Origin of the sequence: Amycolatopsis sp. VC5-11, from assembly GCF_037034185.1 — a bacterium.
Taxonomy (GTDB): Bacteria; Actinomycetota; Actinomycetes; order Mycobacteriales; family Pseudonocardiaceae; genus Amycolatopsis; species Amycolatopsis nivea.
Window position 1 is genome coordinate 139,580 of record NZ_JBAGKF010000011.1, and the last position, 25,618, is coordinate 165,197.

Below are 25,618 nucleotides of genomic sequence, written 5' to 3' on the forward strand. Positions count from 1 at the left end.
CTGGAACGGATGGTCCTGTAGTAACAGAGTGCATTCGTCGCGCTACTGGTTGTAATGTCGGTCGTCGGCAGTGCGGCCGGACGGCGAAGGGGAGAGATGACGTTTTCGAGAATCAGCGGCGGCGCGGTGGCGCTGCGGACGGTGCGGGCCTTAGCGGTCCTCGCCGGACGGTCGCTGCTGCTGGGACCGGCGACGGCAGCGGCGTGGCTGCGCGGCGAACGGTTCGACCGGGACGGCTGGCTGGCAGACACCGTGGTGGCGCTGGGACCGGCGTTCGTGAAGGCTGCCCAGCTTCTGAGCACCCGGGCGGACCTCCTGCCGCCGAGCGGATGCCGCGCGCTTTCCCGGTTGCACGACCAGGTTCGCCCAGCACCGCTGCGCACGATGCCGCCCGCGCTGCGGTTCGGCGCGGCCGAACCGCGGCTGGTCGGTGCGGGCAGTATCGCCTGTGTGTACCGGGTGGGCCTCCCGGACGGCCGGACGGTCGCGGCGAAAGTGCGCAGGCCGGGGATCGTCCGGTCCCTCTCGGCTGATCTCGCGATGCTGGAATGCGGCGCGCGCTTGGCGGCTCGGCTGCCGATGCTGCGCGGGGTGCCGGTCAACGCGGTGGCCGCGCAACTCGCCGAAAGCATTCGTGCGCAACTGGATTTCTCGCGGGAAGCGGAGCGGCTGGAAGGCTTCCGTGAAGCGCTCAGCGCCGCCGACGGAGTGACGGTGCCCGGAGTTCATCGCGGACTGTCCACTGAGGACATTCTGGTGATGGACTTCCTGGACGGCCTGGCGCGTCGCCGTCCGGAAGACCTCGGCGAGGAGGAGCGCCGGAACGCGGTGGTCACGGCGTTGCGCGCGGTGTACCGGATGCTGTTCCTGGACGGCGTGGTCCACTGCGACCTGCACCCCGGCAACCTCTACTTCCGGGAGGACGGCTCGATCGTCGTGCTGGACGCGGGTTTCATCGTCCAGCTGTCCGAGTCCGCGCGGGAGAAGTTCGCGGCGTTCTTCTACTGCATGAGCCAGGGCGACGGCGAAGCTTGCGCCGACATCGTGCTGTCGACCGCGACGGCACCGCCCGGGTCCGACCCCGCGGGATTCCGCGCCGAACTGTCCGCACTGGTCGATGAGCACACCGGGCGCAGCGCGGCCGACTTCGACCTGGTTTCGTTCGCCGCCAAGCTGTTCGACCTCCAGCGCCGCCACGGCCTCCACGCCGATCCGCAGTTCGTGTTCCCGATTCTGTCCCTGCTGGTCCTGGAGGGCACAGTGCGCGAATTCCATCCCGACGTCGATTTCCAGCGCGAAGCCCGGCCCATGCTGGTCACCGCCCTGATGGAACGCGTCGTCGCCATGCCTCAGGAAACGCGGTGATGCCCGGCGTCGTGGCCCGGGCGCTGCGCCAGGACATGCGGCAGGTCGACTTCGGGCTGCGCCGGTTCCGGCTTCGTCCCGGCCCCGCCCGCGGTGTCCTGGAGGCGTCCGGACGAGCGTTCCTGACCGGACTGAACGCCTCGGTCGAGCCGGACCGGGACGCGCTCGGGCAGCGGGTGTCCGCGCTCGAACCGGAGCTGCGCGGGTTCGCGTTCGAGGGTGCGGGAATGGGCTGCGCCCTGCTGGACCTGCTCCTCCCGGCCCGGCGCGGGCGGGTCGCGGCCCTGCTGAACGGACCGGCTGCGGACTATCCGCACCTCGTGCACGTCGGCATCGGCTGGGCCTATGCGCGGCTGCGGCTGCGCCCGTCGCGGAACGCGGGAACGGATCCGTTGCTGCGGTGGCTGGCCTGGGACGGATTCGGCTTCCACCAAGGCTTTTTCCACACCGACCGGACAGTCGGCCGCCATCGCGTCGAACCCGGGATCGGGCCGGGACCACGGCATATCCGCGACCAGGGGCTCGGTCGGGCGCTGTGGTTCTGCGAATGCGCCGACCCGGACGGCGTCGCGCTGCGGATCGCGGAATTCCCCGTCGAACGGCAGGCGGACCTGTGGAGCGGAGTCGGCCTCGCCGCGACGTACGCGGGCGGTGCCGATGCCGGGGAGCTCGCCCGGCTCGCCGATCTGTCCGGGCCGCTGCGCGCGCACCTGGCACAGGGGTGCGCGTTCGCCTGCGCCGCGCGGCGGGTCAGCGGAATCGTGCCCGCGCACACCGACAAAGCGGCCGAGGTGCTGGCCGGGACCAGCACCGGCGCCGCCGCGGACTGGACCGACCAGGCGCTCGGCCGGCTGCCCGCTCCGTCGACGCTCGCGCACTACCAGCGCTGGCGCGCGGAAATCCGGTATCTCTGGGAGAGGAAGAGCCGATGAGGCCTTTTCTGCGCCGGCATCTCGCCCGCGTGGTCGCGTTGTTCGGCTGCGCGGCGGTGTTCGCGTTCACAGTCGTTCCGCAGTCGTCCTCGGCCGAGGAAACCGAGCTGGCGCACCAGTTCTCGTTCGCCGCCGCGCCGGTCAGCCCGGACAACGCGCCCGGCGGACGGCACGTGCGGACCGTCGCTCCGGCCTACGAACAGATCCGGTCGTGGATCTCCTCCGTGGGCGCGGCGACCGCCCTGTTCGCCGTGGACGGCGGCCCGGTCGCGCACGACATCTGTCTGGTAGACCCGCGCACGGACACGGTCACCGTCGAGCCCGCCCCTGGCACCGGCGCGCGGTACCAGCCGTTCGCGCTGACGCCGTCAGGGCTGGAGATGCCGTCCTTCGCGGCACCGATGGGCTGCCTGCCCGCGGACGTCGACGAGAACGGCCGCCAGGACGTCGTCGTCTACTACTGGGGCCGGTCCCCGGTCGTCTTCGAGCGCCTGCCGGGGGCCGCGCCGTCCGCGGCCGCGTTCCGCGCGCGCGAACTGGTCAGCCCGTGGCAGGTCTGGAACACCAACGCCGCCACCATCGGTGATTTCGACGGCGACGGGCACACCGATCTCGTCTTCGGCAACTACTTCCCGGACGGCGCGCGCGTGCTCGATCCGACCGCGCACCAGCCGGAACTGACGATGAACGATTCGCTGTCGCACGCCGCGAACGGGGGCACGCTCCGGTTGTTCCGCTCCAGCGGAGCCGGGCGGTTCGCCGAGGTGCCCGACGCTTTCCCGCCGGAGACGCGAACCGGGTGGGCGCTCGCGCTCGGCGCCCAGGACATCGGCGGCCGGGGACTGCCGGATCTCTACGTGGCGAACGACTTCGGTCCCGATCACCTGCTGGTCAACGAGTCCGCTCCGGGCCGCGTCGCGTTCCGCACGGCGACCGGGACCAGGCACGCGACGACACCGAAATCGAAGGTGCTGGGCAACGATTCGTTCAAGGGCATGGGGGTGGCCTTCGCCGACCTCGACGCGAAGGGCGTCCCGGACATCCTGGTCAGCAACATCACCGAGCCGTATGCGTTGCAGGAAAGCAACTTCGCCTATCAGTCCACTATGGATCGCGCGCAGACAGCCGCCCGATTGCGCGAGGGAGGGGCACCCTACGACGATCACAGCGAGGACCTCGGACTGTCCCGCACCGGATGGTCGTGGGACGTCAAAGCGGCTGACTTCGCCAACTCCGGTTCCGACGAGGTCATGCACGCGACCGGTTTCGTCGCGGGCGAGGTGAACCGGTGGGCGCAACTGCAGGAGACCGCGATGTCGAACGACCTCGTGCTGAGCCACCCCGCGTTGTGGCCGCGATTCACCGAGGGGACCGACCTCTCCGGACACGACCACAACTCGTTCTTCGCCCGCGGCGCGGACGGCCGCTACGTGAACGTCGCGGACCGGGTCGGAGTCGGCACCGACGCGGTGAGCCGCGCGTTCGCGGTCGGCGACGTGGACGGCGACGGGCGGCTCGACTTCGTCGTCGCCAACCAGTGGGCACCGTCCACTTTGTACCGCAACACCTCGCCGGCCGGTGCCTTCCTCGGACTGCGCTTGCGAAAACCCGTCGGCGGCACCGCGTGCGGGACAGGCGGGCCGGTTTCGCCTGCCATCGGAGCCGAGGCCGAGGTCGCCGCACCCGGTGGCGGGAAGCGGCTGGAACAGGTGTACCCGGCCAACGGGCACAACGGCGTCAACGCCCCTGACCTGCACTTCGGTCTGGGCAGCGAGCCGCCGTCCACGGTGCCGGTCCGCCTGGCGTGGCGAGACGGCTGCGGACACCGCCACGAGGGTTCGGTGACGCTCCCGCCCGGCTGGCACCAGCTGCGGCTCAACCCCGACGGCACCATCGAGGAGGACCGGTGACCAAGTCGCCGAGCGAACGCCGTTCCGCTGCCCTGCGCCGGTTCGGCGCGTCGATCACCGTGCTGACCGTGCTCGGGCACACCGTGCTCGGCTTCGAACAGGCGTATCTGACCCCGGTGGTCGCCGTGTTCGCCGCGCTGGCCGCGGAGATCGTGCTGGAGTCCGTGGAGGCCGCGGCCGTCGAACGTCGCCCGCGCTACCTCGGCAAACCCGGTGCGGTGGTCGATTTCCTGCTCCCCGCCTACATCACCGGCATGGCGTGCGCGATGCTCCTGTACGCCAACGACCGGTTCATGCCGACAGTGCTCGCCGCGGTGGTCGGGGTCGCTTCCAAGTACCTCGTGCGGGTGCGGGTCGGCGGCAAGAGCAGGCACGTGCTGAACCCGAGCAACGTCGGGATCGTGGTGGTCCTGCTGCTGTTCGGCTGGGTCGGCATCGCGCCGCCGTACGAGTTCACCGAATGGGTCACCGGCTGGTGGGGCGCGCTCGTGCCCGCCCTGCTGCTGATCGCCGGGACCATGCTGAACGCCAAGCTCACCGGCAAGGTCCCGCTGATCCTCGGCTGGGTCGGCGGCTTCCTCGGCCAAGCGTTGCTGCGCGCGCTGTTCACCGATATTTCGCTGGTCAGCGCGGTGCTGCCGCTCACCGGGACGGCGTTCGTCCTGTTCACCAACTACATGATCACCGACCCGGGCACCACGCCGTCTTCGCGACGGAACCAGGTGTACTTCGGGCTCGCCACCGCCGCGGTGTACGGCGTGCTCGTGCAGTTCCACGTCGTGTTCGGCCTGTTCTTCGCGCTGACGATCACCTGCGCACTGCGGGCCGCGGCGCTCGCGATCGCCGCCCGGAAGAGTCCGCAATGGACGGTTCTGATCCCGGCACCGCGTCCCGCCGCCGAGCCGGTGCCTGCTCGGGAGCCCGCATGACCCGCCGCGAACCCGGCGAGCCGATCGCGATCGTCGGGATGGCCTGCCGCTACCCGGACGCGGCCGACCCGGCGCAGCTGTGGGAAACCGTGCTCCACCAGCGCCGTGCGTTCCGGCAGTTGCCGCCGGGGCGGCTCGACCTCGCCGACTACTGGAGCGCCGACGCCAGCGTCCCCGACCGGACCTACAGCACCCAGGCCGCGGTGCTGGCGGACTGGGAATTCGACCGGGAGGCGTTCCGGATTCCCGGCTCGACGTTCCGCGCCGCCGATCCCGCGCACTGGCTCGCCTTGGAAACCGCGGACCGGGCGCTGGCCGACGCGGGCCATCCGGCAGGCGCCGGCCTGGACGCGGACCGGGTGGCCGTCGTGGTCGGCAACAGCCTCACCGGCGAAGTGACCCGCGCCCGGACCCTCCGGCTGCGCTGGCCGTACGTCCGTGACGTCCTGCGCGCCACGCTGTCCGAGGTCGACCTCACGGAAGTGGAGAAACGGTACCTGGCAGCGTTTCCCGAGGTCGGGGACGAGACGCTGGCCGGAAGTCTCGCCAACACCATCGCGGGCCGGATCTGCAACCACTTCGGCTTCCACGGCGGCGGGTACACAGTAGACGGTGCGTGCGCCTCGTCGATGCTCGCCGTGATCACCGCCTGCCGCGCGCTGCGAGACGGTGGTGCCGATTTCGCGCTGGCCGGGGGAGTGGACCTGTCGCTCGACCCGTTCGAGCTGGTCGGCTTCGCCAAGACCGGTGCGCTGGCCGCCGAGGAGATGCGGATCTACGACGAGCGTTCGGCGGGCTTCTGGCCCGGCGAGGGCTGCGGAATGCTCGCGCTCGCCCGCGCCGAGGACGCCCGCGCGGCGGGGCTGCCGGTGTACGCGGAAATCCTCGGCTGGGGCGTTTCCTCGGACGGCCGCGGCGGTATCACCCGGCCCGAGCCGGACGGGCAACTGCTCGCGCTGCGCCGCGCGGGCGAGATGGCCGGGATCGAGCACGCCGAGGTCGGACTGTACGAGGGACATGGCACCGGAACGGCGGTCGGCGATCTGGTCGAGCTGACAGCGTTGAACCGGGCCCGGGCGGGGGCGTCGTCGGCCGCCGCGCTCGGCTCGGTCAAAGCGAACATCGGGCACACCAAAGCAGCTGCCGGAGTCGCTGGGGTGGTCAAAGCCGCGCTGAGCGTGTCCTCCGGACTGCTACCGCCGACCACCGGTTGCGCGACGCCGCATCCGGCGCTGGGCGAGACTCTGCGGGTGCTGTCGGCGGCGGAGCCCTGGCCGGAGGGCCGCCGGTTCGCCGGGGTGAGTGCGATGGGGTTCGGCGGCATCAACACCCACGTCGTGCTGGGCTCTCCGGCGCGGACCCGACCGGTGCGGTCGTCGGTGGCGGATCGGCCGACTCCGGAATTCGACGTCATCGCGGTCAGCGGACCGGACCCCGCTTGCGTCGCTTTCCCTGCGCACCGATCCGTGGCTGGACGGTCACCGGATCGACGGAGCAGCCCTGCTGCCCGCCGTCGTCGGGCTGGAAGCCATGGCGCAGGCCGCTTCCGTGGTCGCTGGTCGGGCCTTGACAACCGCGTGCGACGTCAAGTTCGACCGGCCGGTCATCATTCCCGACACCGGCGAGCACGTCGTCCGAGTCTGCGCGCTGCGGGACGGCGACGTGATCACCACCGTGTTGCGCTGTGCCGAATCCGCCTTCCAGGCAGACCACTTCACTGCCACTTTCCCCTTGTCTACCAGCGAAAACACTGCGCCGCCGGTCGTCCCCGACCACGGCCGCATCGAGCCGACCGAACTGTACGACCGGCTTCTGTTCCACAAAGGACAGTTCCGCCGGGTCACCTCGGCAGCCGTCCCGGACCCGTGGTCCTGCCTGGCCACGATCACCCCGAACGACGAGCCCTGGTTCGCCTCGGTACTCGGCGACCCGGCCGCCCACGACGCCACCGTGCACGTCCTCCAAGCCTGCGTCCCGACGCGTCGGCTGTTGCCCGTCGCCTGCGACCGCGTCGACTTCGACCCGCGCGCGGCAGGCCCGTGGCAACTCCGCGGCACCGAACAAGACGCCGCGGACGGCCGCTACACCTGGAACGTCGCGGCGACTGACGCGGACGGCCGCACCGCCGTCCGCTGGACCGGCTTACGCCTGGCCGACACCGGCTCACTGCCCGACGACCGGCCGTGGCCCGCGTCCTTGTTGTCCGTGGCGATCACGCGGACAGCGGTGGCGCTCGGACTCGATCCGTCGCTGCGCATATCGATCGGCGAACCGTTCAGCGTGGCTGCCGACAGCTCCTGCCCGGCCGCCTGTGCCTGGGAATTCGTGGAACCACACGAACCACCAGACCCCAGGCTGCTCCGCGTGCTCTCAGGCCCGTGCGACGAGTCGCCTGAACGCCTGGCCGCGCGAGTCTCGACAGTGACGCGGTGCCTGACCCAGGTGAGCACGAGTCCTTCGGAGGCAAGGTTTTCCGGAGCGTATGACGGAGGCTGGCTCGTCCTCGCCGCGGGCCGCGCGCGGATCGCCTCCGCAGTGTTCACTGTGGACGGTTACCCGCTGCCAGTCGCGATCGCTCTGCTCACGGTCGGCATCGCATGACCCCCGCCTACCGATACCGCCATCCCGTCACGTTGGAGGAGACCAACCTCGTCGGCAACGTCTACTTCGCGCATTACGTTCGTTGGCAAGGACATTGCCGGGAACGGTTCCTCGCCGAACACGCCCCGGACGTCCTCGCCTCGCTCACCGACGGCTTCGCCGTGGTCACCACCGGCTGCGGCTGCGAGTACTTCGGCGAACTGACCGCCGGGGACGTCGTCGAACTGCGCATGACCCTGACCGAACTCGAGGGCCACCGGGTGGCGATGGCGTTCGACTACTACCGGACCGAGGTCGCGGTGCCGCAGCTGGTGGCGCGCGGGCACCAGTCGGTCGCCTGCATGACCCGCGGCCCCGCCGGACTCGAACCAGTCCCGGTCCCCGAGCAGCTCCGGACGGCCCTGACGCCGTACTTGAAAATCGCGTAGTAAACTGGGCTGGTGACGACCACCGCCCGAGGAGAACGCCAGTACCGCCAGTACTGCGGGCTCGCCGCCGCCCTCGACACCGTCGGCGAACGCTGGACGCTGCTCATCGTGCGCGAACTGCTGCTCGGCCCGCGCCGCTACACCGAACTGCTCGCGGACCTGCCCGGCATCGGCACCAACCTCCTCGCGGACCGGCTGAAGAAGCTGAGCGGCGCCGGAATCGTCGAACGCTCCGAAACCGGCGCCGGACACGCCTACCGGCTCGGCCCGCTGGGCGAACGACTGCGGGAACCGGTGCTGGCGCTGTCGAAATGGGGCATCGGCCTGCTGGGCGAACCGAGCACGGACATGGTCACCCGCCCGCACTGGGCACTGCTGGCCGTCCAGTCGATGGCGGACGCCAGCCGGCTGCCGGAGGTCTCGGAAACGTACGAATTCCAGGTGGACGACGAAACCTTCCACCTGACCGTCGACCACGGCGCACTCACCACGGCACGCGGCCCCGCCGAAACCCCGGTGCTGAGCATCCGCACCGACGCGACAACATTCGTCCGCATCGGCACCGGCGCGCTCGGCCCATTCGAGGCGCTGGCGACGGGAAAACTGACGTTCTCCGGCGACCCCGACGCGGTAGTCCGCTGCTCGACGGTACTGGGGCTGATGGCACGACCCGCTGCGCGCGCGGACGGGTGATCTGGGCGGCGAACTCGCCGACGGGATGACCGGCGAGCAGGTGGCTGGTGAGCGGCAATGCCGGTTCTCACCGGAATCGCCGCCCACGAGAACCGCCCCGCACGGCAAGCGTGCCGCCGCCCCGAACTCGCGAAGCGGCCCGGCCGCTGCAGGGCAAGCGCGCCACCGTTGCCCGCTGTCCCAGGACTGGCGGCCCGGCCTGCTGTGCGGGGCAAGGGCGCTGTCGTCGCCCGGTCGCTGCAGAGTTCGCGAGGTGGCCCGGCCCGGCGTGCGGGGCCGGGCCGCCGCCCCAGCACCTGCGCGGCGGCGGCGCGTCCTGTAGGCAAGTGCGCCGCCATTGCCCGCTGGCCCAGGACTGGCAGCCTGGCCTGCTGTGCGGGGCAAGGGCGCTGTCGTCGCCCGGTCGCTGCAGAGTTCGCGAGGTGGCCCGGCCTGCCGTGCAGGGCTAGCACGCCGCTCCAGCACTTGCGGGGCGGCCCGCCGCGTTCTGCGGGCAGGCGCGCCGCCGTTGCCCCGCTGTCTCACGACTGGCTGTCCGGCCCGCGTTGCAGGGAAATGCGCTGTCGTCGCCCGGTCGCTGCAGAGTTCGCGAGGCGGCTCGGCCCGCCGTGCAGGGCTAGCGCGCCGCCGCCCCAGTACTTGCTGGGCGGCCTGGCGCGTTCTGCAGGCAAGCGCGCCGCCGTTGCCGCTGTCCCTGCCAGGCCGCCCGGCCCACTTTGCAGGGCAAGGGCGCTGCCGTCGCCCCGTCGTCCCAGAACTCGCGAAGCGGCCCGGCCCGCCCTCGCAAGGGCGAACCGGGCCGCGAGCCGGATATCCCGAGGGGCGTCAGAGGCCGCCCACCTTCACCGGGAATTTCTGGATCGACGCGATCGTCGTGTCCGGGTCGTCCGGGAGGACCAGGTCGATCGGGTTCTGCAGCTGGTACAGGTCCCCGCGCGGCGGGAACTGGGTCAGCTGTCCGACGAGCATCCCCGGTTCCTTCGTGGTCAGCACCAGCGGCTCGTACGCCTTCCGGGACCGGATGCCCGCCCGGCGCAGGAGGCCGTCTGGCTGGTCGATCGTCATGGTGAAGCTCAGCACCATGACCTGCTCGTAGCGCGGCGGGAACTTCTGCGTGAGCTTGAGCAGGCTCTTGGCGTCCACGTCGACGTCGTTCTGTTCGATCGTGATCGTGCCGCCGCCCTGCTCCGCGCTGTCGCCGCCGGGGAGTTCGGCCGTCACGCGGTGGCCGACGACCCGCAGTCGCACCGAGTTGACCGGGTCGTCCGGGTTCACGTCGACCCGCACTTTGATCCCACCGCGGAAGTCGACGCTGACCAGGGCTGTCCGGATCTGCAGCGGCGTGTTGATCGCCAAGCAGCTGCACGGGATCTCCGCCCCGATAGGTGGCAGCCCGGTCTGCTGCGGGAAGGCCTGGGCCTGCTGCCCGCCCAGCAAGCCGCCGGCCGCGACCCCGCCCACCCCCAGCGCGGCCGCGGCGGCGGCCCCCTTCAGGAAGTCCCGCCGGTCCTTGCCGGAACCTTGCCGGTCGGGTTTCTCGTCGTTCGGAGCAGGCATCCTCTACCTCCGCGAGTGCGTTTCGAAGACTCTGGCTCGCTTGAATTTAAGGTAGTGCCCGCTCGTGCGACCAGGGTCCGGAGCAAGATCGACCCGGTCGTGTCCGCCGCCGATGACCCACGGCGACCGGACCCGGGGGACCCCGCCAGCCGGACAGGCGACCCCGGTCATCAGGTCGGGTGTCGCTCGCCGGACCTCCGCGACGATCTCCCCGGAATGCGGACGAGAACGCTTCTGCCAAGGCGAATCCGGTTCAGATCCCGTCCACAAAGGACGCTCGGCGGCGCGGGCCGGTACCTGCGCCGGGACTCGTGGCGTGGGCAACACCGACGGGAGCGCAGTCAAGCCTCGGAGTGGCTGCGCCGCGGCCCTAGCAGCGCGGTGCCGAACTCGCTCAAGGGCCTTCATCCGGATCGGAGATCGCCCGAGCCATTCCCGAGAACATCGGCCGAATCGAGCACTGCCAACCCGTGCACGGCGGCGAAGACAACTGCCTCGTCCGCCCCAGCCATCCGCGTCGGATCTTCCGGACTGACCAGTGCGGCAAAAGCGGCCGCAGCGGGCAGTCCGGCTCGCTGGCACAGGTCGACCCCCGCTTCGGGGATCCCGAAAACCCCGTGCGGACGGGTGGCGTACGGCAGCACGTGCCCGGGCCGGTTGAGGTCGTCCGGCCGGGTCGCGCGGTCGGCGAGGCGGCGGATCGTCTCGGCCCGGTCCGCGGCGGAAATCCCGGTGGTGACGCCCGTCGCGGCGTCGACCGCGACGCACCAGCCAGGGCCGCCGTCGTGGCGGAAGGTCGGTCGCATCGGCGGCAGTTCGAGTGCGTCGCACCGGTCGCCGGGCAGGGCGACGCCGACCAGTCCGGACGAGTGCCGGATGACGAACGCCAGCGCCGCCGTGGAGGCCTCCGCCGCGGGCAGGACGAGGGCCGGGTCGCCGGGGGTGGTGAGCACGATCGGCTGTCCGGCCGATAGCGCGTCGAGGGCGGCGTCGACGGGGCGTGCGTCGAGCGAGAGCGTCATGCGACCGTCCGGATCTCTGCGGTCGCGAACCGGGCGACCTGCTCGGCGACGGTCGCGAGCTGGGCGGCGAGTTTCCGGTCGGTGACGTGGCCGTTGGCGGAGAACGGCTGGTTCGTCGAGTCGACCACGACGCCGAGCGGGGTCGGCCAGCCGCGCAGGGCGTGCACGGTCGAGCGCAGCGACGTCAGCGTCGTGACCCCGGCTTGTGGCCCGTACGCGCTGACGATGCAGCCGACGGCGCGTCCGTGCAGGTAAGGGCGGTCGTCGTCGGCGAGGTCCTGGAGGTAGTCCAGCGCGTTCTTGAGCAGGCCGGACAATCCGCCGTGGTATCCGGGCGTCGAGATCAGCACGCCGTCGGCGCGGCGGACGGCGTCGAGGAACGCGGTCGCGGACGGGGAGCGGTGTGCGAGATCCGGTTCGTACATGGCGAAATCGAGCTCGCGCGCGGTGAACAGTTCGGTGCGGGCCCCGTGTGCCCGCACGTTGTCGAGCACTGTGCGGAGGGCTCGTTCGGAGGAGGAGTCGGGGCGGACAGTGCCGCCGATGCCGACGATCAGGGGTGTATGCATGGCGAACCGGCTTCCTGCGGCGAGAGGGGCTGAGTCATCGGGCGGAGTCGGGGAAATCGAAGCGGACGACTTCCGCGAGCTGGTGGCCCAAGGTCGCGACCATCGACTTGAACCCGCTCGCGCCCGCTTCGGCGCTGGCCAGGGTCGGGTCGCCGAGATAGCCCTCGGGGCCGAAATCGTTGGCCAGCCAGCCGAAAGCGACGCTGCCGCCGAAGCGGGCGTGGACGTTGTCGGCCATCTGCTCGGGGATCCGCCGTTCCGCCGCGGAGAGGTCGACCAGGTCGGGGCGCAGATGCAGCATCAGGGACGTTTCCGCGGCCCCGCCGTGGATTCCGAGACCGGTTTCGCTCGCGGCCCAAGCCGGGTCGTGCTCCTCGGGGAGGAAGACGTTGATACTGAACGTCAGGAGACCGTAGGCCAAGCGCAGATCGCGCAGCGCGGTTTGGATTTCGGACACGTTCCCGCCGTGGCCGTTCACCAGGACGATCCGGCGGATGCCCGCGGCGGCGACCGAACGTCCGATGTCGTCGAGCACCGCGGCGAAGGTCGCGGTGGACAGGGACAGGGTGCCCGCCGCCCAGGTGTGTTCGACGGAGCGGCCGTAGCTGAGCGTCGGCAGCAGCCAGAGGTCTTCGTCGTGCGTGGCAACGACTTCCTTCGACACCGCTTCGGCGACGAGCGCGTCGGTGGCCAGCGGGAGGTGCGGGCCGTGCTGTTCGATGGCGCCGACGGGCAGCACCGCGACCGAGGACGGGCCGCAGGCAGCCTTGACCTGCGACGCGCGAAGCTCGGCGAAAAACCGTGAAGCCATAGGGAATCTCCTTCAAGCACCCAGATAGGCGACGACCCGGATTTCCACCCGCATCTCGGGGGTGGCCAGCGGGGGATAGATCAGCAGCGACGCGTACGAACGCTCGGACAGCAGCTTCGGCGCGTGCTCGGCCAGCCATTCGTCGCGCACCCGCATGTACTCCGCGCGGTCGGCGGGATCGGCGAGGAACTGGTCGAACTGCACGATGTCCTCGAACTCCGCGCCCGCGTCGGCGAGCAGCCGGTGCACCCGGTTGAGCGTGACCAGAGCCTGCGCGGCGACGCCGTGGGCGGGCCGGCCGTGCTCGTCGGTGACGCCGTCGATTCCGCTGAGGAAGACGAAGCCGCCCGCCGCGGCTCCTCTGCCCCAGGGCATGACCGTGGTGCCGTATTTCAAGGGGCCAAGCGCTTGTTTCGTCACTCGTCGGCCTTCCGGTAGCGTCGGATGAGGTAGTAGGCCACGGCGGCGACCGCGCCCGCGACCCACGGGGTGAGGTCGCCGAACTGCGGGAAGCGGGCCGCGAAAACGCCGGTGTAAAGGCTTTGGTCCATGAACGGCACGGAGACCGCGATGGCGATCACGAACGCCGCCAGGCCGGGGCGGAACCGCCGGGTGCGGTCGAAATACCGTTGCGGATCGATCTCCTGGCGGCCGAAGACCACTGCGTCCACGACGACGATCCCGAGCCAGGGGCCGATCCAGTAACCCATCAGGAACAGGAAATTCTGGAAGGTGCCGAAGACCGATCCGGCGTTGTGCCCGGCGATGAAGCCGACCGCGGTGCCCAGTACGCCGATGATGATCGCGGAGATCCAGCGGCGCACCTTCGCGCCGACCATCAGCAGGCCGAGCGAAGCGGTGTAGATGTCCAGGACGCTGCCGGAGATCGAAGCCGCGAGCAGCGCCACCAGGATCACGGCGGCGAGGCCGGCCGGGATCAGCTTCGCCACCAGGTCGGTCGGACTGTCCACAGTGATCACGGTGCCGATCGCCGCGCCGACGACCGCCATCCACAGCCCGGCCAGCGACGCGCCGGAGAACGCCGCGAGCAGCACGCGCCGCCGGGACGTGTCGCGCGGCAGGTAACGCGTGTAGTCCGAGCCGCCGATCGACCAGCCGAACGTCCGGGTCGAAGCGAGCGCGACGGTGGTCAGCATGCCTCCGGCGACCCCGCCCGCGCCGCGGTGCAGGACGTCGCCGGACGCGGCGAGATCGCCTTTCGCCAGGCCGTACCAGGTGAGGATCACGAAGAGCACGGACGCGACGATCGCGAGGAAACGTTCGGCCTGGTGCACCAGATCGTGCCCGACGATCGCGATGACGATCTGCACCGCCGCCACCGCGACGAGCGAAACCAGGAACGGCAGCCCGAACAGTTCGCGGACGATGTAGGCGCCGAGCACGGTGTTGACCGCGAAGTAGCCGAGACCGGTCAGGCACAGGAGCAGCACCGGCAGGAAATTGCCGTAGTAGCCGAACGGAATCCGCGACTGGATCATCTGCGGCACGCCGGCGCGCGGCCCCATCGAGGCGGCGAAGCCCAGCAGCACGCTGCCGATCAGGATGCCGATGGCCAGCGAGAGGACGGCTTCGCCGAACCCGAGGCCGAGGAACGCGGTGGGAATGGCGCCGACCGCGAGCGCCGAGTACTGCAGATTTCCCGCGAACCACAGGGAAAAGGCGGAGCGCGGCGAACCGTGGCGCTGGTCGTCGGGAATCCTTTCGATGCCGTGGTGCTCGACGGACACGGCGGGTGGGCGGACTGCCTGGGCGTCTTTGACCATCTGTCCTCCAGCGGAAGAGCCCCCTGCGGCGGAAGTGTTGGTATAGGTAACACGGATGCCACAGCCTGCGCTGCGGCTTCCCGAGATGTCAAGAGGCTGCTTGGGGCTTGACACCCCGCAGGTCGCGCCGCACAGTGTTGATATTACTTACACTTTTGCGGACGACCCGGCCGAGCCCGGGCGGGATGGAGGCGCTGTGCGGCACGGAGTGTTTTTCTTCGGCTCGGTCGAGATGCCGGACGTGCTGGCCGGGAACCCGGTGCCCGCCGCGCGCCGCCGCGCCACCCGCGAGCAGGTGTGGCACGCGCACGAGCGGCTGGTCGGGATGGGCGAGCTGGCCGAGGAGCTGGGGTACGACAGCTATTGGCTGGCCGAGCACCATTTCCAGCACGAGGGCTACGAGGTCGTGCCCAACGCGATGCTGCTCGAAGCGCATCTGGCCGCGCGAACGTCGCGGATCCGGCTGGGGTCGATGTTCAGCATCGTCCCGCAGTGGAATCCGCTGCGGCTGGCCGAGGATTTCAGCAGCCTGCTCAACCTCTCCGGCGGACGGGCGGTGCTCGGCGTCGGCCGGGGCACGGTGTCGCGCGAATTGCGCAGCCTCACCGCGCATCAGGCGGACATCGGCGTGATGACGTCCAGCGAGGAACGCAAGGTCATCGACGCGCACAACCGCGAGGTGTTCGCGGAGTACATGGACATCGTGCGCACCGCGTTGAGCCAGGAAACCTTCTCGTACAACGGGAAGTTCTTCGAACTGCCGCCGCCGGACAACCGCGACCCCGACCACGACGCGGACACCCTGACGCTGGTGCCGGGCCCGCTGCATCCCGTCGAGATCTGGCAGGCGGTCACCAGTCCGCCCACTTTGGACTACGCGGCCGAGGTGGGCCACGGCTGTGTCTGGTGGAACCAGTACCACGGATACATCCGCGAGCAGTGGGAGCGTTACGCCGAACTGTACGAACAGCGCCACGGCACCCGGCTGGCCCCGGGGCAGAACCGCATTCTGGTGCTGCCGGTGCACATCGCCGACACCCACGAGGAGGCCTGGCGCACCGGGCGGATCGGGCACGACGAGTTCTGGAACCTGCTCGCCCCGTTCGGCTGGAGCAGCGGCTACCGCGGCGACGACGGCAACCGGGCCCCGGCCGGGCTGGTGCCGACGCTGGAGCAGTCCACGCGGCAGAAGTGCTGGGCGGTCGGCACGCCGGAAGAGGTCGCGGAGATCGTGCAGCACCACAAGGACACGCTCGGCCTCGAACAGCTCGTGGTGTTCCCGCATTTCCCCGGGCACACCTACGACATGGCCGCCGAGCAGATGCGGCGCTTCAGCGAGCAGGTCGTGCCGCTGCTGCGCTGAGCCTGGCTTTTCCGGACCGCGCGGCTTCTCCCGGCCGCGCGGTCATTCCCCGGCGTTGATCAGCAGGACCCGGACCGGTTCGTCGCCCAGTCTGCGCCAGCGATGCGGCCGCGACCCGGGGTAGGTGGCCACGTCGGCCTCGCCCAGCTGCTCGCGGCGCCCGTCGGCGAAATCCAGCTCGATCCGCCCGGTGACGACGTACAGCATCTCCTGCCCGACGTGCTCGAAATACTCGCCGAACTCCGCCGGGCCGCCGGTGTATTCGATGGGCTGCACCGGAAACCCCGCCCTGGACAACGCCCGCGCCGTGGACCCGGTCGGGATTTCGGCCCCCGGCATCACCATTCCCTCGTCGGCGCGCAGCAATCCCACGCCCTGTTCGGCGGGACCCGCGAGCAGCGCCGACACCGTGGTGTCCAGCGCGACCGCGATCCGCTGCAACGTGCTGACGCTCGCGGCGGCCAGCCCGCGCTCGAACTGGCTGAGAAAAGCGTGCGAGAGACGGGAAACCTCGCCGACCTGCTTCAGGGTGAGCCCTCGGCCGCGCCGCAGCTCGCGCACCCTTGCCCCGAGCAGCTGCGCGGGATCGGGCGCAGCGCCGGAATCGGGGGAGGGAGGGGTTCGCATTGGCCCGACTATACCGGAGCTGGGGTGTTCCGAAGTGGACGTTGGAGGGGGACGGGGCGATGTGCAAGGGAAAGCGCGCGGGAATCGCGGGTAGCGCCCGCGGCTGGGGCAGAGATCCGTGAAGGGCTCCTTGAGGGAATCAGATTCCCTCAAGGAGCCCTTCACGGACGTCGGGGCCTGGGTGCCTCGGGTGAAGCGGGAGCCTAGTTGACACACTTAGTACACTAAGTTGCATGACCGGTCGACCCAGCCGTGCGCCGCTTTATCGCACGATTCAGAGCGAGATCCAGCGCGACATCCTCAGCGGCAGGCTGAAGCCGGGGGACTGGCTGCCGTCGGAGAGTCAGTTGCGGGCGCAGTACGGGGTGTCCCAGACGTCCGTCCGGCGTGCCTTTCAGGAGTTGCAGCGGCTCGGGCTCGTGGAGCGGTTCCATGGTCGCGGCAGCATCGTCGCGTCGAACGAGATTCGGGCGATGAGCCCGATGCTCGGTCTGGGGCGCGAGCTGCGGCAGCGCGGTTTCGCGATCCGGCCCGAGTTGCTCAGCAATGCCGAAGAACCCGCCGCCGAAGCGGTTGCCAAGGCGCTCGACCTCGAAACCGGCGACACGGTGAGCCACATCGAGCGGCGGTACTGGATCGGCGACGATCCGTTCGTCTTCCTCGACCATTATCTTTCGCCCCAGCCCGGGATCGACTTCGCCGAGTTCACCGGGGATTCGCTGTACGCGTTCCTCTCCGGCCGCGACGCGCAGCCCACGCATGCGCGGGAGCGGGTCAGCGCCGTCAATCTCTCCGCGGCGGAGGCCGAACGGCTCCAGGTCGAGCCCGGGGTCGCGGCGATGCTCCGCGAGCGCACGTCGTTCGGCGCTGATCAGCGGCCGGTGGAGTTCACCCGCTACATCCTGCGCGGCGATCGCTACCACCTCGACATCGACCTCAGAAGCGAGCGATGAGCGCCGGGCCGCGGCTCGTCGTCGTGGGGGACGCGAGCATCGACTACTTCGTCCAGGTCCCGCACATCGCGGGCAACGACAACAAGGCCATCGGCTCCCTGTCCGGCGTCTACGGCGGCGGGATGAGCGCCAACCTCGCCGCCGCGGCCGCGCGGCACGGCATCGCGGTCGACCTGATCACGAAGACCGGAGCGGGGCCGGACACTGACGCTGCGCTGGCCGAACTCCGCAGGCTCGGGGTGTCGCTCGAGCATTCGCTGCGCGACCTCGAGCGTCCGACCTGGATGTGTTTCGTCCAGCTCGACGCGAGCGGCGAGAAGGCGCTGACCGGCGCGGACACCGGGATCAAGATTCCGGCGATCGAGGAGATCGACGCGTCGGTCTTGGCAGGGGCGGACATCGTGGCTCCGCTGGCCGACGATCTCGAGTGGGCGGCCGCCGTCGCCGAACTCGGCCGGGAGCGTGGGGCGCGGGTCGCCGTCGATCTCGAACCGGACGCGTTCGAGCCGGACCAGCCTGAGCTCGCGCGGCTGCTCGGGCTCAGCGACATCGTCTTCCTCAACGCCGCCTCGGCGGCCAAACTCGCTGCCACCCCGCGGGAAGCGGCCGAGCGGGTGATCCGGCTCGGCGCGGAACTTGTTGTCCTCAGCGAAGGCGCGCACGGAGCGTCCACTGTGGACCGAGACGGGGTGGTGCATCGCGCGCGGTTGACCGGCGAGGTGACCGCCGTCGACACGACCGGGGCCGGTGACGCGCTGGCCGGGGCGTTCCTGGGCGCGTTGCTGGCCGGGGCCGGAGTGTCCGAAAGCCTTCGCCGGGCGGTGGCCCAGGCGACCCGGTGCGTGACCGCTGTCGGCGGCCGCACCTATCTGTCCGGCTCGCAGCGCGGCGGGTGGCCAGACGACTTGATCACGATCACGACTGAGAGGTAACCGAGTTGAATTCTGTGCTGCGTTCCCAGATCCACGGCAGTCTCGCCGCGGCCTGCCTGGCCGACGCGCTCGGCGCGCCGACCGAGGAACTGAGCCGGGACCAGATCCGCGCCGCGTTCGGCGGCTACGTCACCGAGTTCCACGCCCCGCTTCCCGGCGCGCCTTACGCCAAGGGGCGCGCCGCCGCGCAGATCACCGACGACTCCAGCCAGATGATCCTGCTGACCCGGCTGCTCGCCCGCACCGGAGCCGCGCTGAGCCCCGACGACATGGCGCGGCTGCTGATCGAATGGTCGAAGAACGAGAACTACTTCCCGCACTTCGCCGGCCCGACCACCCGCGAGGCGATCGCCCGGCTGGAACGCGGCGAGGACCCGCGCGAGGTCGGCCGGACCGGGACGATCATGACCCAGGGCGCCAGCAACGGGGCCGCGATGCGGGTCGGGCCGGTCGGGCTGTTCCACCACGGCGACCCGGAGGCGGCCGTCCGCACCGCGTTCACCACCTGCGTGCCCAGCCACAACACGCCGCCCGGCGTCGCGGGCGCCGCGGCCATCGCCGCCGCCGTCGCGCGGGCTTGCACTCCCGGCGCGGAGATCGTCGACATCGTCCGCGCGGCCGTCGACGGCGCGCGAGCGGGTGCCGAACTCGGCCGGACCGAGGGCCGGGACGTGCCGGGCGCGTCGGTCGAGCGGCGGATCGAGCGGGCAGTCGCGCTGGCCATCACGGCTCGCGACGACGAGCACGCCATCGACCTGATCGCCGGAGAAATCGGCGTCGGCCTGCCTGCCGCGGAAGCGGTGCCGGCGGCGCTCGGGTTCTTCGTTGCCGCAGGCGGGGATCCGGTGCGCGTCGCGCGGCTCGCGGCCAACGCGGGCGGGGACAGCGACACCATCGGCTGCATGGCGGCCGCGATCGCCGGCGCGTACCGGGGCATCGAGGCGATCGACCCGGCCGCCGTCGCCGAGGTGGAGCGCGCGAACGACCTCGACCTGGCCGCGCTCGCCGACGAACTGCTGGCCGCGACCCAGCACTGATCTCCCCACCCCGATCCGAAGGGACGCTCGACGATGAGCGCACGAAGCGAAGAATTCGCCACGGTGAGCCGGAAGGAACGCCTCTCCTTCGGAGGCGGTGACCTGGCCACGAACATCGCCTGGGGCGCGCTGGCCACCTACGTGGTTTTCTTCTACACCAACGTGATCGGGGCCGCGGCGTCGGCGGTCGGCACGATCGTGCTCGTCGCGCGGCTGTTCGACGGCGTGGTCGACGTCGGGATGGGCGCGATCGTCGACCGGACCTCGACCCGCTGGGGCAAGGCGCGTCCGTGGGTGCTGTGGGCCGCCGGGCCGTTCGCCGTCGCGCTGATCCTCGTGTTCACCGTGCCGGGCATGGACCCGGCACCGACGCTGGTGTACATCGCGATCACCTACGCGCTGATGAACATCGCCCTCAGCGCGGCGGTGATCCCGTACGGAACGCTGAACACCCGGATGACGCGGGACTTCACCGAACGGTCCCGGCTCAACGTCACCCGGATGTTCGGCGCCACCCTCGGCTCGCTGGTCGTCACCGTCCTCACCCTGCCGCTGGTGAGCGCGCTCGGCGACGACCAGCGGGCGTGGATCATCACGTTCTGCCTGTTCGGCGCGGTCGCGGCGGTGCTGTTCTTCATCACCTTCCGCAACACGCGGGAACGTCTCGTCGACACCGCGCCGCCGAAGGACCAGCCGGGGATCGCCGAATCGCTGAAGCTCGCGGGACGGAACCGTTACTGGCTGCTGCTGTTCGCGATCTTCATCGTGTTCAGCGTCGCGGAGTCGCTTTACACCGGGGCGACGGCCTACTTCGCCCAGTACTTCCTGGGCAACGCCGGGTTCGCCGCGCTCATGTCCTTCCTGCTCTACATCCCGGCGCTGCTCGGGATGCTGTTCATGCAGCCGGTCTACCAGCGGTTCGGCAAGGTCGCGCCGATGATCGTCGGCGCCGCGATCTTCGTGGCGGGTTCCCTGGTCATCGCGATCGACCCGACGGACATGACCCTGGCGGTCGCCGGTTCGGTTCTCCGCGGCATCGGGCGGATCCCGATCTTCGGCGCGATCTGGGGCATGCTGCCCGACACCATCGAGTACGGCGAGTGGAAGAACGGCCGCCGGCTGGAGGGCGTGCTCTACAGCGCGGGCAGCATGGGTCAGAAGCTCGGGTACGGGCTGGGCGCGGCGGTGCTCGGCTGGGTCATGGGCGCGGCGGGCTACAACGGTTTGAACCATACGCAGCCGGATTCGGCGCTGTCCGCGATCAACGCGTTGTTCGTTTATGTGCCGATGGCGTTGTTCGTGCTGTTGATCATTCTGTTCTGGGCGTACCGGCTGGAGCGGATCTACCCGACAGTGGAGAAAGACCTGGCCGAACGGCGCGCGGCGGCTGGAGAACGCTCTCTTCCGCTCGGCGACTGAGGTGGGGTTGCCCCTACTGCGCTTGGGCAGCCAGCGGTATCGCGTTCGACTGGATTCTTCGCAACGCTGGGGTTGTTTCTTGGCGCGTGGAGGGGGATCCAGTGACGAATTCTGGTGTACGGCAGGGAAAAGCGCGGCTCGCTGCCCTGGTGGCGGCGGTTGTCGCGATCGGCGGCGCGGCTGCGTGCGCTGGTGCGGCCGATCCTCCGGCCGCCGGACCGCACTTGGTCCCGGTGAATGGCCGCAAGATGGCGTTTTCCGTGACTCCGGGCCGGTTGCCCGCGATTGTGCTCGACGCGGGCGGCGGGATGGATTCTTCGGAATGGCGCAAGGTCGTTCCGGAACTCGCGGCGAAGACCGGATCCGAGGTGATCGCCTACGACCGGGCCGGGGAAGGCAAAAGCGACGAGGCACCCGGCCCGTGGCGGGCGGACAATGCCGCCGCCGATCTCGCCGCGGGGCTGACGCAGCTGGGAGTAACGGAAAACGTCTTTCTCGTGTCGCATTCGCTGGCGGGCGAAGTCGCCTTTTCCTTCGCCCGGAGCCATCCGCGCTGGGTTGCGGGCGCGGTGTTCGTGGACGCTAATCTGCCACAGTTCTTCACCCCGGCTGAGACCGCCAAATTAGTGGCGTTGAACGAGAGACAAGTGGAAGAGCTCAAGAAGGCGCCGTCCACCCGGCAGACGCGCCAGTTGCTCGCCCAAGCCGACGGCTACGGGCCGGTGCACGCGGCGTATCACAAGCTGACCTGGCCGTCCGGCATTCCGGCGGCCGTGATCGTGTCCGCCGAGACGCCGTTTCCGACTCCCGAGGACGCGCAGTTGTGGCGGCGGGCGCAGCAGGACTTCGCGCACGCCGCGCCGAACCGGACACTGGTCACTGCTGAGCGCAGTTCTCACGACGTCCCGCTCGACCGGCCGGACGTGGTCGTCGCGGCGGTGGCGAATCTGCTGCAGCGTTGAGGTCCGCCACGCAGCCCGGCGGCAGTGCATCGCCGCAACGGGGCCGCCCGCCGCCGCTGCCGAGAAAGCTCACTGATCCCCGGAAAGCGAACGCGGGACCCCGGCTTTGTGCCGGAATCCCGCGTTCTCGAGGAGAAAGTCAGTCTTTCTTCAGCGCGTTCTTGACTTTGCCCGCCGCGTCGCCGAGAGCGTCCTTCACGTTTTCGGCGGCTTCCTTGATCCCGGCCTTCGCCTGGTCGGCTTTGCCTTCGTTCTCCAGCTTCTCGTCGCCGGTCAGCGAACCGGCGGCCTCCTTGGCCTTGCCGCCGAAGTCGTCTGCCTTGGCGCCGATCTTGTCGCCCATCGACATGAGTGCCCTCCTTCATTGCCGAACAACGAACGCGGGAATGCGTCAGAGTGAACGACAGCGCGGATCCCGAATCGTCACTCACCCGATGATGTGATCGTCGCCACTCGTTCGGGGAGTGAGTTTTGCGCGGCGGCGGGGTCGATCCGATGAACTGAACAACGGGAACCGACTGGAGGAGAATCGATGGCTTCGACGACTGACACGGCGGCCAAGACCCAGGACGTGGAGAAGGTCAACGCCGGTCCGCTGACCAGTTCGCAGGGGACGACCACCGTCGCGGACGTGGTGGTGCAGAAGATCGCCGGGCTCGCCACGCGGGAGATCCCCGGCGTGTACGACCTCGGCGGCGGCGCGGCGCGGGCGTTTTCGGCGCTGCGCGAGCGGATCCCGGGCGCGACGGCGTCGGCCGGGCAGGGCGTTTCGGTCGAGGTGGGGGAGAAGCAGGCCGCGGTGGACCTGCAGATCGTGGTCGAGTACGGCGTGTCGATCGCGGAGGTCGCGCGCTCGATCCGGCGGAACGTGATCAGCGCGGTGGAGGGGATGACCGGGCTCGAGGTGGTCGAGGTCAACATCAACGTCGGCGACCTGCACCTGCCGTCGGACGACGAGGAGGACGCGTCCGGCGACAGCGGCCGGGTGCAGTGAGCGGACGGGACCGATGAACCCGCTTGAGGAGGCCCGCCGGATCGCCGCCGCGGTGCGCGAACTGCCCGAGGTGGCGGACGTGCACGGCGGCGAGTTCGGCCGGGTCGCGACGCTCGGGGCGGGCGGCCGGGTGGGCGGAGTCCGGGTGACCGACGAGGACGTCACCGTCGGCGTGACGGTCCGGGCCCCGTTCTCGGCGGGCGACGTGGCGGCCGCGGTGCGCGCGGCCGCCGCGTCCCCCGGCCGTCCGGTGCACGTGCTGATCGCCGACGTCGAAGTGCCGGCCGCGGGGGAACCCGGGCCGGAAAACCGGAAGGAGACGGTGTCGTGAACGCAACGGGATTGGGGCTGGTCACCGGCCTCGCGCTGGGCCTCGCCGCCGCGATCGGCGGGTTCGGGGCGTTCCTGCTGGTCCTCGTGCTGGGCGCGGCGGGACTGCTCGTCGGCCGCCTGCTCGACGGCAAGCTCGACCTCTCGCAGCTCACCGGCCGCGACCGGGGGTGAGCCGTGGCTGTCGCAGCGGAGGTGCGGGGGACCCTCACGATCAGCGAGCACACCGTCGAGCGGCTGGCCGCCCACGCGGCGGGCGAGATCGACCGGGTGGGCGGGGCCGCCGGGCGGACGCTCGGCATCAGCCTCGGCGGTGAGGCGCTGGACCGGTCGGCGAAGACGTCCGCGCGGATCGCGGGCGGCGAGGTGGAGCTGGACGTGCGGATCTCGCTGGAATACCCGGCTCCGGTCGGGGCGACCACCGAGCGGGTGCGCGGCCATCTGCGCGGGCGGGTCGAGGAACTGACCGGGATGCCGGTCCGCCGCGTCGGCATCACGGTGACGGCCTTGCACACCGAGGCCGCGGGACAGAGGAGGGTGGAGTGAAACGCCGAACCCGCCGGTCTCTTCCGGCGAGCCTGACCGCCGCGGTGCTGCTGGCGGTGTGCGTCCTGGTCGCTGTCGCGGCCATCCAGCGGCTGACCGGGAATCAGCCGTGGCTGGACTATCGCGCGGTCGCGACCGCGGTCCACAACGCGCGCTGGACCGACCTCGTCCCGGCGCTGATCTCAGCCGCGGTCGCCCTGGTCGGGCTGGTGCTGCTGTGGGCGGCGCTCCTGCCGGGCAAACGCCGGATCCTCCCGCTGACGGGAGACCCGGATTCCGGGGCCGACACCACGGGCTACCGGTCCGCCTTGCGCGCAGCAGCGGCGGACGTGGACGGAGTCGAGCAAGCGCGGCTCACGACCGGTTCGCGCAAGGTCAAGGTGCGGGTGAAGACCGCCCGCACCCGGACGGACGGACTGTCCGACGCGGTCCGCGCGGCCGTCGAATCCCGGCTCGACCACATCTCGCCGGCCCGGCGGCCCGCCGTGTCGGTGCGAGTCCGTGCGACGAGGGAGGCCTCATGAACCGCCCGGCCACGCTCAACCGCTTCCTGCTCGCGGTGATCGGCCTGGTGCTGCTCGCCGCGGGCGGATTCGGGCTGGCTACGCACTTCCGCGTGCTCAGGCTCATCGATCCCGAGGCGCCGCTCGTGCCGGGCACCGCGGAGCCGCCCACCTGGGTGTTCTACGCGATCGCCGCGGCTGCCGTCGTGGCGGGGCTGCTCGCGCTGCGCTGGCTGCTGGCCCAGCTCGCGCACCGGCCGCGCACGGGAGTGTGGCGGTTCGAAACCGATCCCGCCTACGGACGCACCGAACTGCGCGCGGACGACGCGGTGGCCCCGTTCGTCGAGGAACTGCGCGGGCATCCCGGTGTGCACAAGGCGAGCGCGTCGCTCGCCGGAACCCGGGAGACGCCGTCGCTGGCGCTGATCCTCACGTGCGAGCGGGACGCGGATCTGGGCGAGATCCGCGGCCGCGTCACCGGAGAAAGCCTGCCGCGGCTCGAGGAAGCGTTGGAGCTGAAGGACATTCCGGTCGCGATCGAGTTCCGGTTCACCGGCAAGGCGGCGTCCCGTGTCGGGTGAGGGGTAGGGGAGACCCCGGCGTTACCATCTGCGCGTGGGCGACAACGTGTCGAATGAATCGACGGAGCTGCTTTCGGTGCGCGAGGAGCAGCGGAGGATGACGCGGCAGCGGATCATCACCGCGGCGCGGCAGGTGTTCGAGGAACGGGGCTACGGACAGGCCTCGATCGGCGACATCGCCAAGGCGGCGAAGGTCAACCGGGCGACGTTCTACCTGCACTTCACCAACAAGGCCGAGGTGTTCACCGAGGTCTACCGCGCGGTCCGCGAGGACCAGAGCGCGCAGTACTGGTCGCTGCTCGGGCGGGCGCTCGCCGAGGGCAGGGCGGCGAGCGTGCGCGCCTGGCTCGACGGGGCGCTGTCCTGGTGGGAGAGCCAGGCGGCGCTGCTGCCCGCGATCCACGAGGCGATGGCCAGCGACCTCGAGGTCGCGGCCCGGTGGAAGGACCAGATCGACCAGCTGGCCGGCGGGCTCGAGGAGTACCTCGTCCAGTTCCCGCAGGCGCGGCGCGAGGAGCGGCGGCTGCGGGTCGAACTGCTGATGGTGCAGCTCGACCAGGTGTGTTTCCGCGCGATTGTGCAGAAGGTGTTCGTCATCGAGCGGACGCAGCTGCTCGACGTGGTGACCGGGCTGTGGGTCGACGCGCTGGGGCTGGAGCGCGACTAGATCAACAGCTTGACGCTTGACTCGACACAGTGTCGTCCTTATTCTTCCGAGGACACCTGCGCCGCCAGTGAACGCGCAGGTCAGGCGAGGACGGCCGCAGCCC

Annotated in this window: 28 protein-coding genes and 1 pseudogene; 21 read left to right on the forward strand and 8 right to left on the reverse strand. The window is 70.5% G+C overall.

What is annotated here, in order from left to right:
- The first annotated feature begins 96 nt into the window (after positions 1–96).
- From WA670_RS29100 to WA670_RS29135, 8 genes and pseudogenes are all read left to right on the forward strand, one after another.
- A complete protein-coding gene (locus WA670_RS29100) occupies positions 97–1,365 on the forward strand; it encodes an ABC1 kinase family protein (RefSeq protein WP_336159447.1) in 1,269 nt (422 codons plus the stop codon).
- Complete coding sequence (locus tag WA670_RS29105) at positions 1,365–2,297, forward strand: DUF1702 family protein (RefSeq protein ID WP_037812896.1); 933 nt, start codon at positions 1,365–1,367, stop codon at positions 2,295–2,297. Before WA670_RS29100 ends, WA670_RS29105 begins: the two co-directional genes overlap by 1 nt.
- Positions 2,294–4,207, forward strand: coding sequence for a CRTAC1 family protein (locus WA670_RS29110; protein ID WP_336159448.1), 1,914 nt, complete (start codon positions 2,294–2,296; stop codon positions 4,205–4,207). The genes WA670_RS29105 and WA670_RS29110 overlap by 4 nt, the downstream gene beginning before the upstream one ends.
- Entirely contained in the window at positions 4,204–5,136 is a 933-nt protein-coding gene (locus WA670_RS29115; RefSeq protein WP_336159449.1) for an enediyne biosynthesis protein UnbU, read from the forward strand. The genes WA670_RS29110 and WA670_RS29115 overlap by 4 nt, the downstream gene beginning before the upstream one ends.
- Positions 5,133–6,335 (forward strand): annotated as a pseudogene (locus tag WA670_RS29120) (polyketide synthase); the annotation flags it as partial. The gene WA670_RS29115 and the pseudogene WA670_RS29120, both read left to right, overlap by 4 nt.
- Before the next feature lie 103 nt (positions 6,336–6,438).
- A complete protein-coding gene (locus tag WA670_RS29125) occupies positions 6,439–7,737 on the forward strand; it encodes a polyketide synthase dehydratase domain-containing protein (protein WP_442893134.1) in 1,299 nt (432 codons plus the stop codon).
- Positions 7,734–8,165: an acyl-CoA thioesterase gene (locus WA670_RS29130; protein ID WP_037812894.1), complete on the forward strand. Its 432-nt coding sequence runs from the start codon at positions 7,734–7,736 to the stop codon at positions 8,163–8,165. Before WA670_RS29125 ends, WA670_RS29130 begins: the two co-directional genes overlap by 4 nt.
- A gap of 12 nt (positions 8,166–8,177) precedes the next feature.
- Complete coding sequence (locus WA670_RS29135; protein WP_336159450.1) at positions 8,178–8,858, forward strand: winged helix-turn-helix transcriptional regulator; 681 nt, start codon at positions 8,178–8,180, stop codon at positions 8,856–8,858.
- Between the two features lie 825 nt (positions 8,859–9,683).
- Here the strand turns inward: WA670_RS29135 and WA670_RS29140 are convergent.
- From WA670_RS29140 to WA670_RS29165, 6 genes are all read right to left on the reverse strand, one after another.
- On the reverse strand, positions 9,684–10,415 hold the full coding sequence (locus tag WA670_RS29140) for a twin-arginine translocation signal domain-containing protein (protein WP_051728937.1): 732 nt from the start codon (positions 10,413–10,415) through the stop codon (positions 9,684–9,686).
- A 404-nt stretch (positions 10,416–10,819) separates the two neighbouring features.
- Complete coding sequence (locus tag WA670_RS29145) at positions 10,820–11,437, reverse strand: 3,4-dihydroxy-2-butanone-4-phosphate synthase (protein WP_336159451.1); 618 nt, start codon at positions 11,435–11,437, stop codon at positions 10,820–10,822.
- Positions 11,434–12,006 carry an NADPH-dependent FMN reductase gene (locus tag WA670_RS29150; RefSeq protein WP_336159452.1) on the reverse strand — a complete coding sequence of 191 codons (573 nt, stop codon included), beginning with the start codon at positions 12,004–12,006 and terminating at the stop codon, positions 11,434–11,436. Before WA670_RS29150 ends, WA670_RS29145 begins: the two co-directional genes overlap by 4 nt.
- Positions 12,007–12,040: 34 nt before the next feature.
- Complete coding sequence (locus WA670_RS29155; protein WP_336159453.1) at positions 12,041–12,817, reverse strand: creatininase family protein; 777 nt, start codon at positions 12,815–12,817, stop codon at positions 12,041–12,043.
- Between the two features lie 12 nt (positions 12,818–12,829).
- Positions 12,830–13,237: a RidA family protein gene (locus WA670_RS29160; RefSeq protein WP_158714479.1), complete on the reverse strand. Its 408-nt coding sequence runs from the start codon at positions 13,235–13,237 to the stop codon at positions 12,830–12,832.
- Complete coding sequence (locus WA670_RS29165; RefSeq protein WP_037812889.1) at positions 13,234–14,601, reverse strand: purine-cytosine permease family protein; 1,368 nt, start codon at positions 14,599–14,601, stop codon at positions 13,234–13,236. Before WA670_RS29165 ends, WA670_RS29160 begins: the two co-directional genes overlap by 4 nt.
- 196 nt (positions 14,602–14,797) lie before the next feature.
- Between WA670_RS29165 and WA670_RS29170 the strand changes: the two genes are divergently transcribed.
- On the forward strand, positions 14,798–15,964 hold the full coding sequence (locus WA670_RS29170) for an LLM class flavin-dependent oxidoreductase (RefSeq protein WP_134730083.1): 1,167 nt from the start codon (positions 14,798–14,800) through the stop codon (positions 15,962–15,964).
- Positions 15,965–16,006: 42 nt separating this feature from the next.
- Here the strand turns inward: WA670_RS29170 and WA670_RS29175 are convergent, their stop codons facing one another.
- A complete protein-coding gene (locus WA670_RS29175) occupies positions 16,007–16,591 on the reverse strand; it encodes a helix-turn-helix domain-containing protein (protein ID WP_051728933.1) in 585 nt (194 codons plus the stop codon).
- 233 nt (positions 16,592–16,824) lie between these two features.
- Between WA670_RS29175 and WA670_RS29180 the strand changes: the two genes are divergently transcribed.
- The 5 genes from WA670_RS29180 (at position 16,825) to WA670_RS29200 (ending at position 21,894) form a co-directional block, all read left to right on the forward strand.
- A complete protein-coding gene (locus tag WA670_RS29180) occupies positions 16,825–17,544 on the forward strand; it encodes a GntR family transcriptional regulator (protein WP_037812885.1) in 720 nt (239 codons plus the stop codon).
- Positions 17,541–18,476: a carbohydrate kinase family protein gene (locus WA670_RS29185; RefSeq protein ID WP_336159454.1), complete on the forward strand. Its 936-nt coding sequence runs from the start codon at positions 17,541–17,543 to the stop codon at positions 18,474–18,476. The genes WA670_RS29180 and WA670_RS29185 overlap by 4 nt, the downstream gene beginning before the upstream one ends.
- Positions 18,477–18,490: 14 nt before the next feature.
- Positions 18,491–19,513: an ADP-ribosylglycohydrolase family protein gene (locus WA670_RS29190; RefSeq protein WP_336159511.1), complete on the forward strand. Its 1,023-nt coding sequence runs from the start codon at positions 18,491–18,493 to the stop codon at positions 19,511–19,513.
- Positions 19,514–19,546: 33 nt separating this feature from the next.
- Positions 19,547–20,932: an MFS transporter gene (locus tag WA670_RS29195; protein ID WP_275292259.1), complete on the forward strand. Its 1,386-nt coding sequence runs from the start codon at positions 19,547–19,549 to the stop codon at positions 20,930–20,932.
- A gap of 101 nt (positions 20,933–21,033) precedes the next feature.
- A complete protein-coding gene (locus tag WA670_RS29200; protein ID WP_275292260.1) occupies positions 21,034–21,894 on the forward strand; it encodes an alpha/beta fold hydrolase in 861 nt (286 codons plus the stop codon).
- A 139-nt stretch (positions 21,895–22,033) separates the two neighbouring features.
- Here the strand turns inward: WA670_RS29200 and WA670_RS29205 are convergent, their stop codons facing one another.
- Positions 22,034–22,243: a CsbD family protein gene (locus tag WA670_RS29205; protein WP_037812879.1), complete on the reverse strand. Its 210-nt coding sequence runs from the start codon at positions 22,241–22,243 to the stop codon at positions 22,034–22,036.
- A 183-nt stretch (positions 22,244–22,426) separates the two neighbouring features.
- On the opposite strand from WA670_RS29205, the gene WA670_RS29210 reads away from it, so the two are divergent.
- Genes WA670_RS29210 through WA670_RS29240 form a run of 7 tightly spaced genes read left to right on the forward strand, consistent with a single transcriptional unit; the run spans position 22,427 to position 25,515 of the window.
- On the forward strand, positions 22,427–22,888 hold the full coding sequence (locus WA670_RS29210; protein WP_037812877.1) for an Asp23/Gls24 family envelope stress response protein: 462 nt from the start codon (positions 22,427–22,429) through the stop codon (positions 22,886–22,888).
- A 13-nt stretch (positions 22,889–22,901) separates the two neighbouring features.
- On the forward strand, positions 22,902–23,219 hold the full coding sequence (locus WA670_RS29215) for a hypothetical protein (protein WP_037812876.1): 318 nt from the start codon (positions 22,902–22,904) through the stop codon (positions 23,217–23,219).
- Positions 23,216–23,392 (forward strand): hypothetical protein, encoded by a 177-nt coding sequence (locus tag WA670_RS29220; RefSeq protein ID WP_037812875.1) that lies wholly within the window; start codon positions 23,216–23,218, stop codon positions 23,390–23,392. The genes WA670_RS29215 and WA670_RS29220 overlap by 4 nt, the downstream gene beginning before the upstream one ends.
- 3 nt (positions 23,393–23,395) lie before the next feature.
- A complete protein-coding gene (locus WA670_RS29225) occupies positions 23,396–23,764 on the forward strand; it encodes an Asp23/Gls24 family envelope stress response protein (protein WP_336159455.1) in 369 nt (122 codons plus the stop codon).
- The gene (locus WA670_RS29230) at positions 23,761–24,288 is read left to right on the forward strand and encodes a DUF6286 domain-containing protein (RefSeq protein WP_336159456.1); all 528 of its coding nucleotides are present in this window, start codon (positions 23,761–23,763) and stop codon (positions 24,286–24,288) included. Before WA670_RS29225 ends, WA670_RS29230 begins: the two co-directional genes overlap by 4 nt.
- Positions 24,285–24,848, forward strand: a complete 564-nt coding sequence (locus WA670_RS29235) for an alkaline shock response membrane anchor protein AmaP (protein ID WP_336159457.1) — start codon at positions 24,285–24,287, stop codon at positions 24,846–24,848. The genes WA670_RS29230 and WA670_RS29235 overlap by 4 nt, the downstream gene beginning before the upstream one ends.
- A gap of 34 nt (positions 24,849–24,882) precedes the next feature.
- Entirely contained in the window at positions 24,883–25,515 is a 633-nt protein-coding gene (locus tag WA670_RS29240; protein WP_275292263.1) for a TetR/AcrR family transcriptional regulator, read from the forward strand.
- The last annotated feature ends 103 nt before the right edge of the window (positions 25,516–25,618 follow it).

Bases quoted from the DNA above. Each gene is read 5' to 3' on its own strand.
- WA670_RS29100 (WP_336159447.1), top strand. From the start codon at position 97: ATGACGTTTTCGAGAATCAGCGGCGGCGCGGTGGCGCTGCGGACGGTG.
- WA670_RS29105 (WP_037812896.1), top strand. From the start codon at position 1,365: ATGCCCGGCGTCGTGGCCCGGGCGCTGCGCCAGGACATGCGGCAGGTC.
- WA670_RS29110 (WP_336159448.1), top strand. From the start codon at position 2,294: ATGAGGCCTTTTCTGCGCCGGCATCTCGCCCGCGTGGTCGCGTTGTTC.
- WA670_RS29130 (WP_037812894.1), top strand. From the start codon at position 7,734: ATGACCCCCGCCTACCGATACCGCCATCCCGTCACGTTGGAGGAGACC.
- WA670_RS29140 (WP_051728937.1), bottom strand. From the start codon at position 10,415: ATGCCTGCTCCGAACGACGAGAAACCCGACCGGCAAGGTTCCGGCAAG.
- WA670_RS29145 (WP_336159451.1), bottom strand. From the start codon at position 11,437: ATGACGCTCTCGCTCGACGCACGCCCCGTCGACGCCGCCCTCGACGCG.
- WA670_RS29150 (WP_336159452.1), bottom strand. From the start codon at position 12,006: ATGCATACACCCCTGATCGTCGGCATCGGCGGCACTGTCCGCCCCGAC.
- WA670_RS29155 (WP_336159453.1), bottom strand. From the start codon at position 12,817: ATGGCTTCACGGTTTTTCGCCGAGCTTCGCGCGTCGCAGGTCAAGGCT.
- WA670_RS29165 (WP_037812889.1), bottom strand. From the start codon at position 14,601: ATGGTCAAAGACGCCCAGGCAGTCCGCCCACCCGCCGTGTCCGTCGAG.
- WA670_RS29175 (WP_051728933.1), bottom strand. From the start codon at position 16,591: ATGCGAACCCCTCCCTCCCCCGATTCCGGCGCTGCGCCCGATCCCGCG.
- WA670_RS29180 (WP_037812885.1), top strand. From the start codon at position 16,825: ATGACCGGTCGACCCAGCCGTGCGCCGCTTTATCGCACGATTCAGAGC.
- WA670_RS29185 (WP_336159454.1), top strand. From the start codon at position 17,541: ATGAGCGCCGGGCCGCGGCTCGTCGTCGTGGGGGACGCGAGCATCGAC.
- WA670_RS29195 (WP_275292259.1), top strand. From the start codon at position 19,547: ATGAGCGCACGAAGCGAAGAATTCGCCACGGTGAGCCGGAAGGAACGC.
- WA670_RS29205 (WP_037812879.1), bottom strand. From the start codon at position 22,243: ATGTCGATGGGCGACAAGATCGGCGCCAAGGCAGACGACTTCGGCGGC.
- WA670_RS29210 (WP_037812877.1), top strand. From the start codon at position 22,427: ATGGCTTCGACGACTGACACGGCGGCCAAGACCCAGGACGTGGAGAAG.
- WA670_RS29215 (WP_037812876.1), top strand. From the start codon at position 22,902: ATGAACCCGCTTGAGGAGGCCCGCCGGATCGCCGCCGCGGTGCGCGAA.
- WA670_RS29235 (WP_336159457.1), top strand. From the start codon at position 24,285: ATGAACCGCCCGGCCACGCTCAACCGCTTCCTGCTCGCGGTGATCGGC.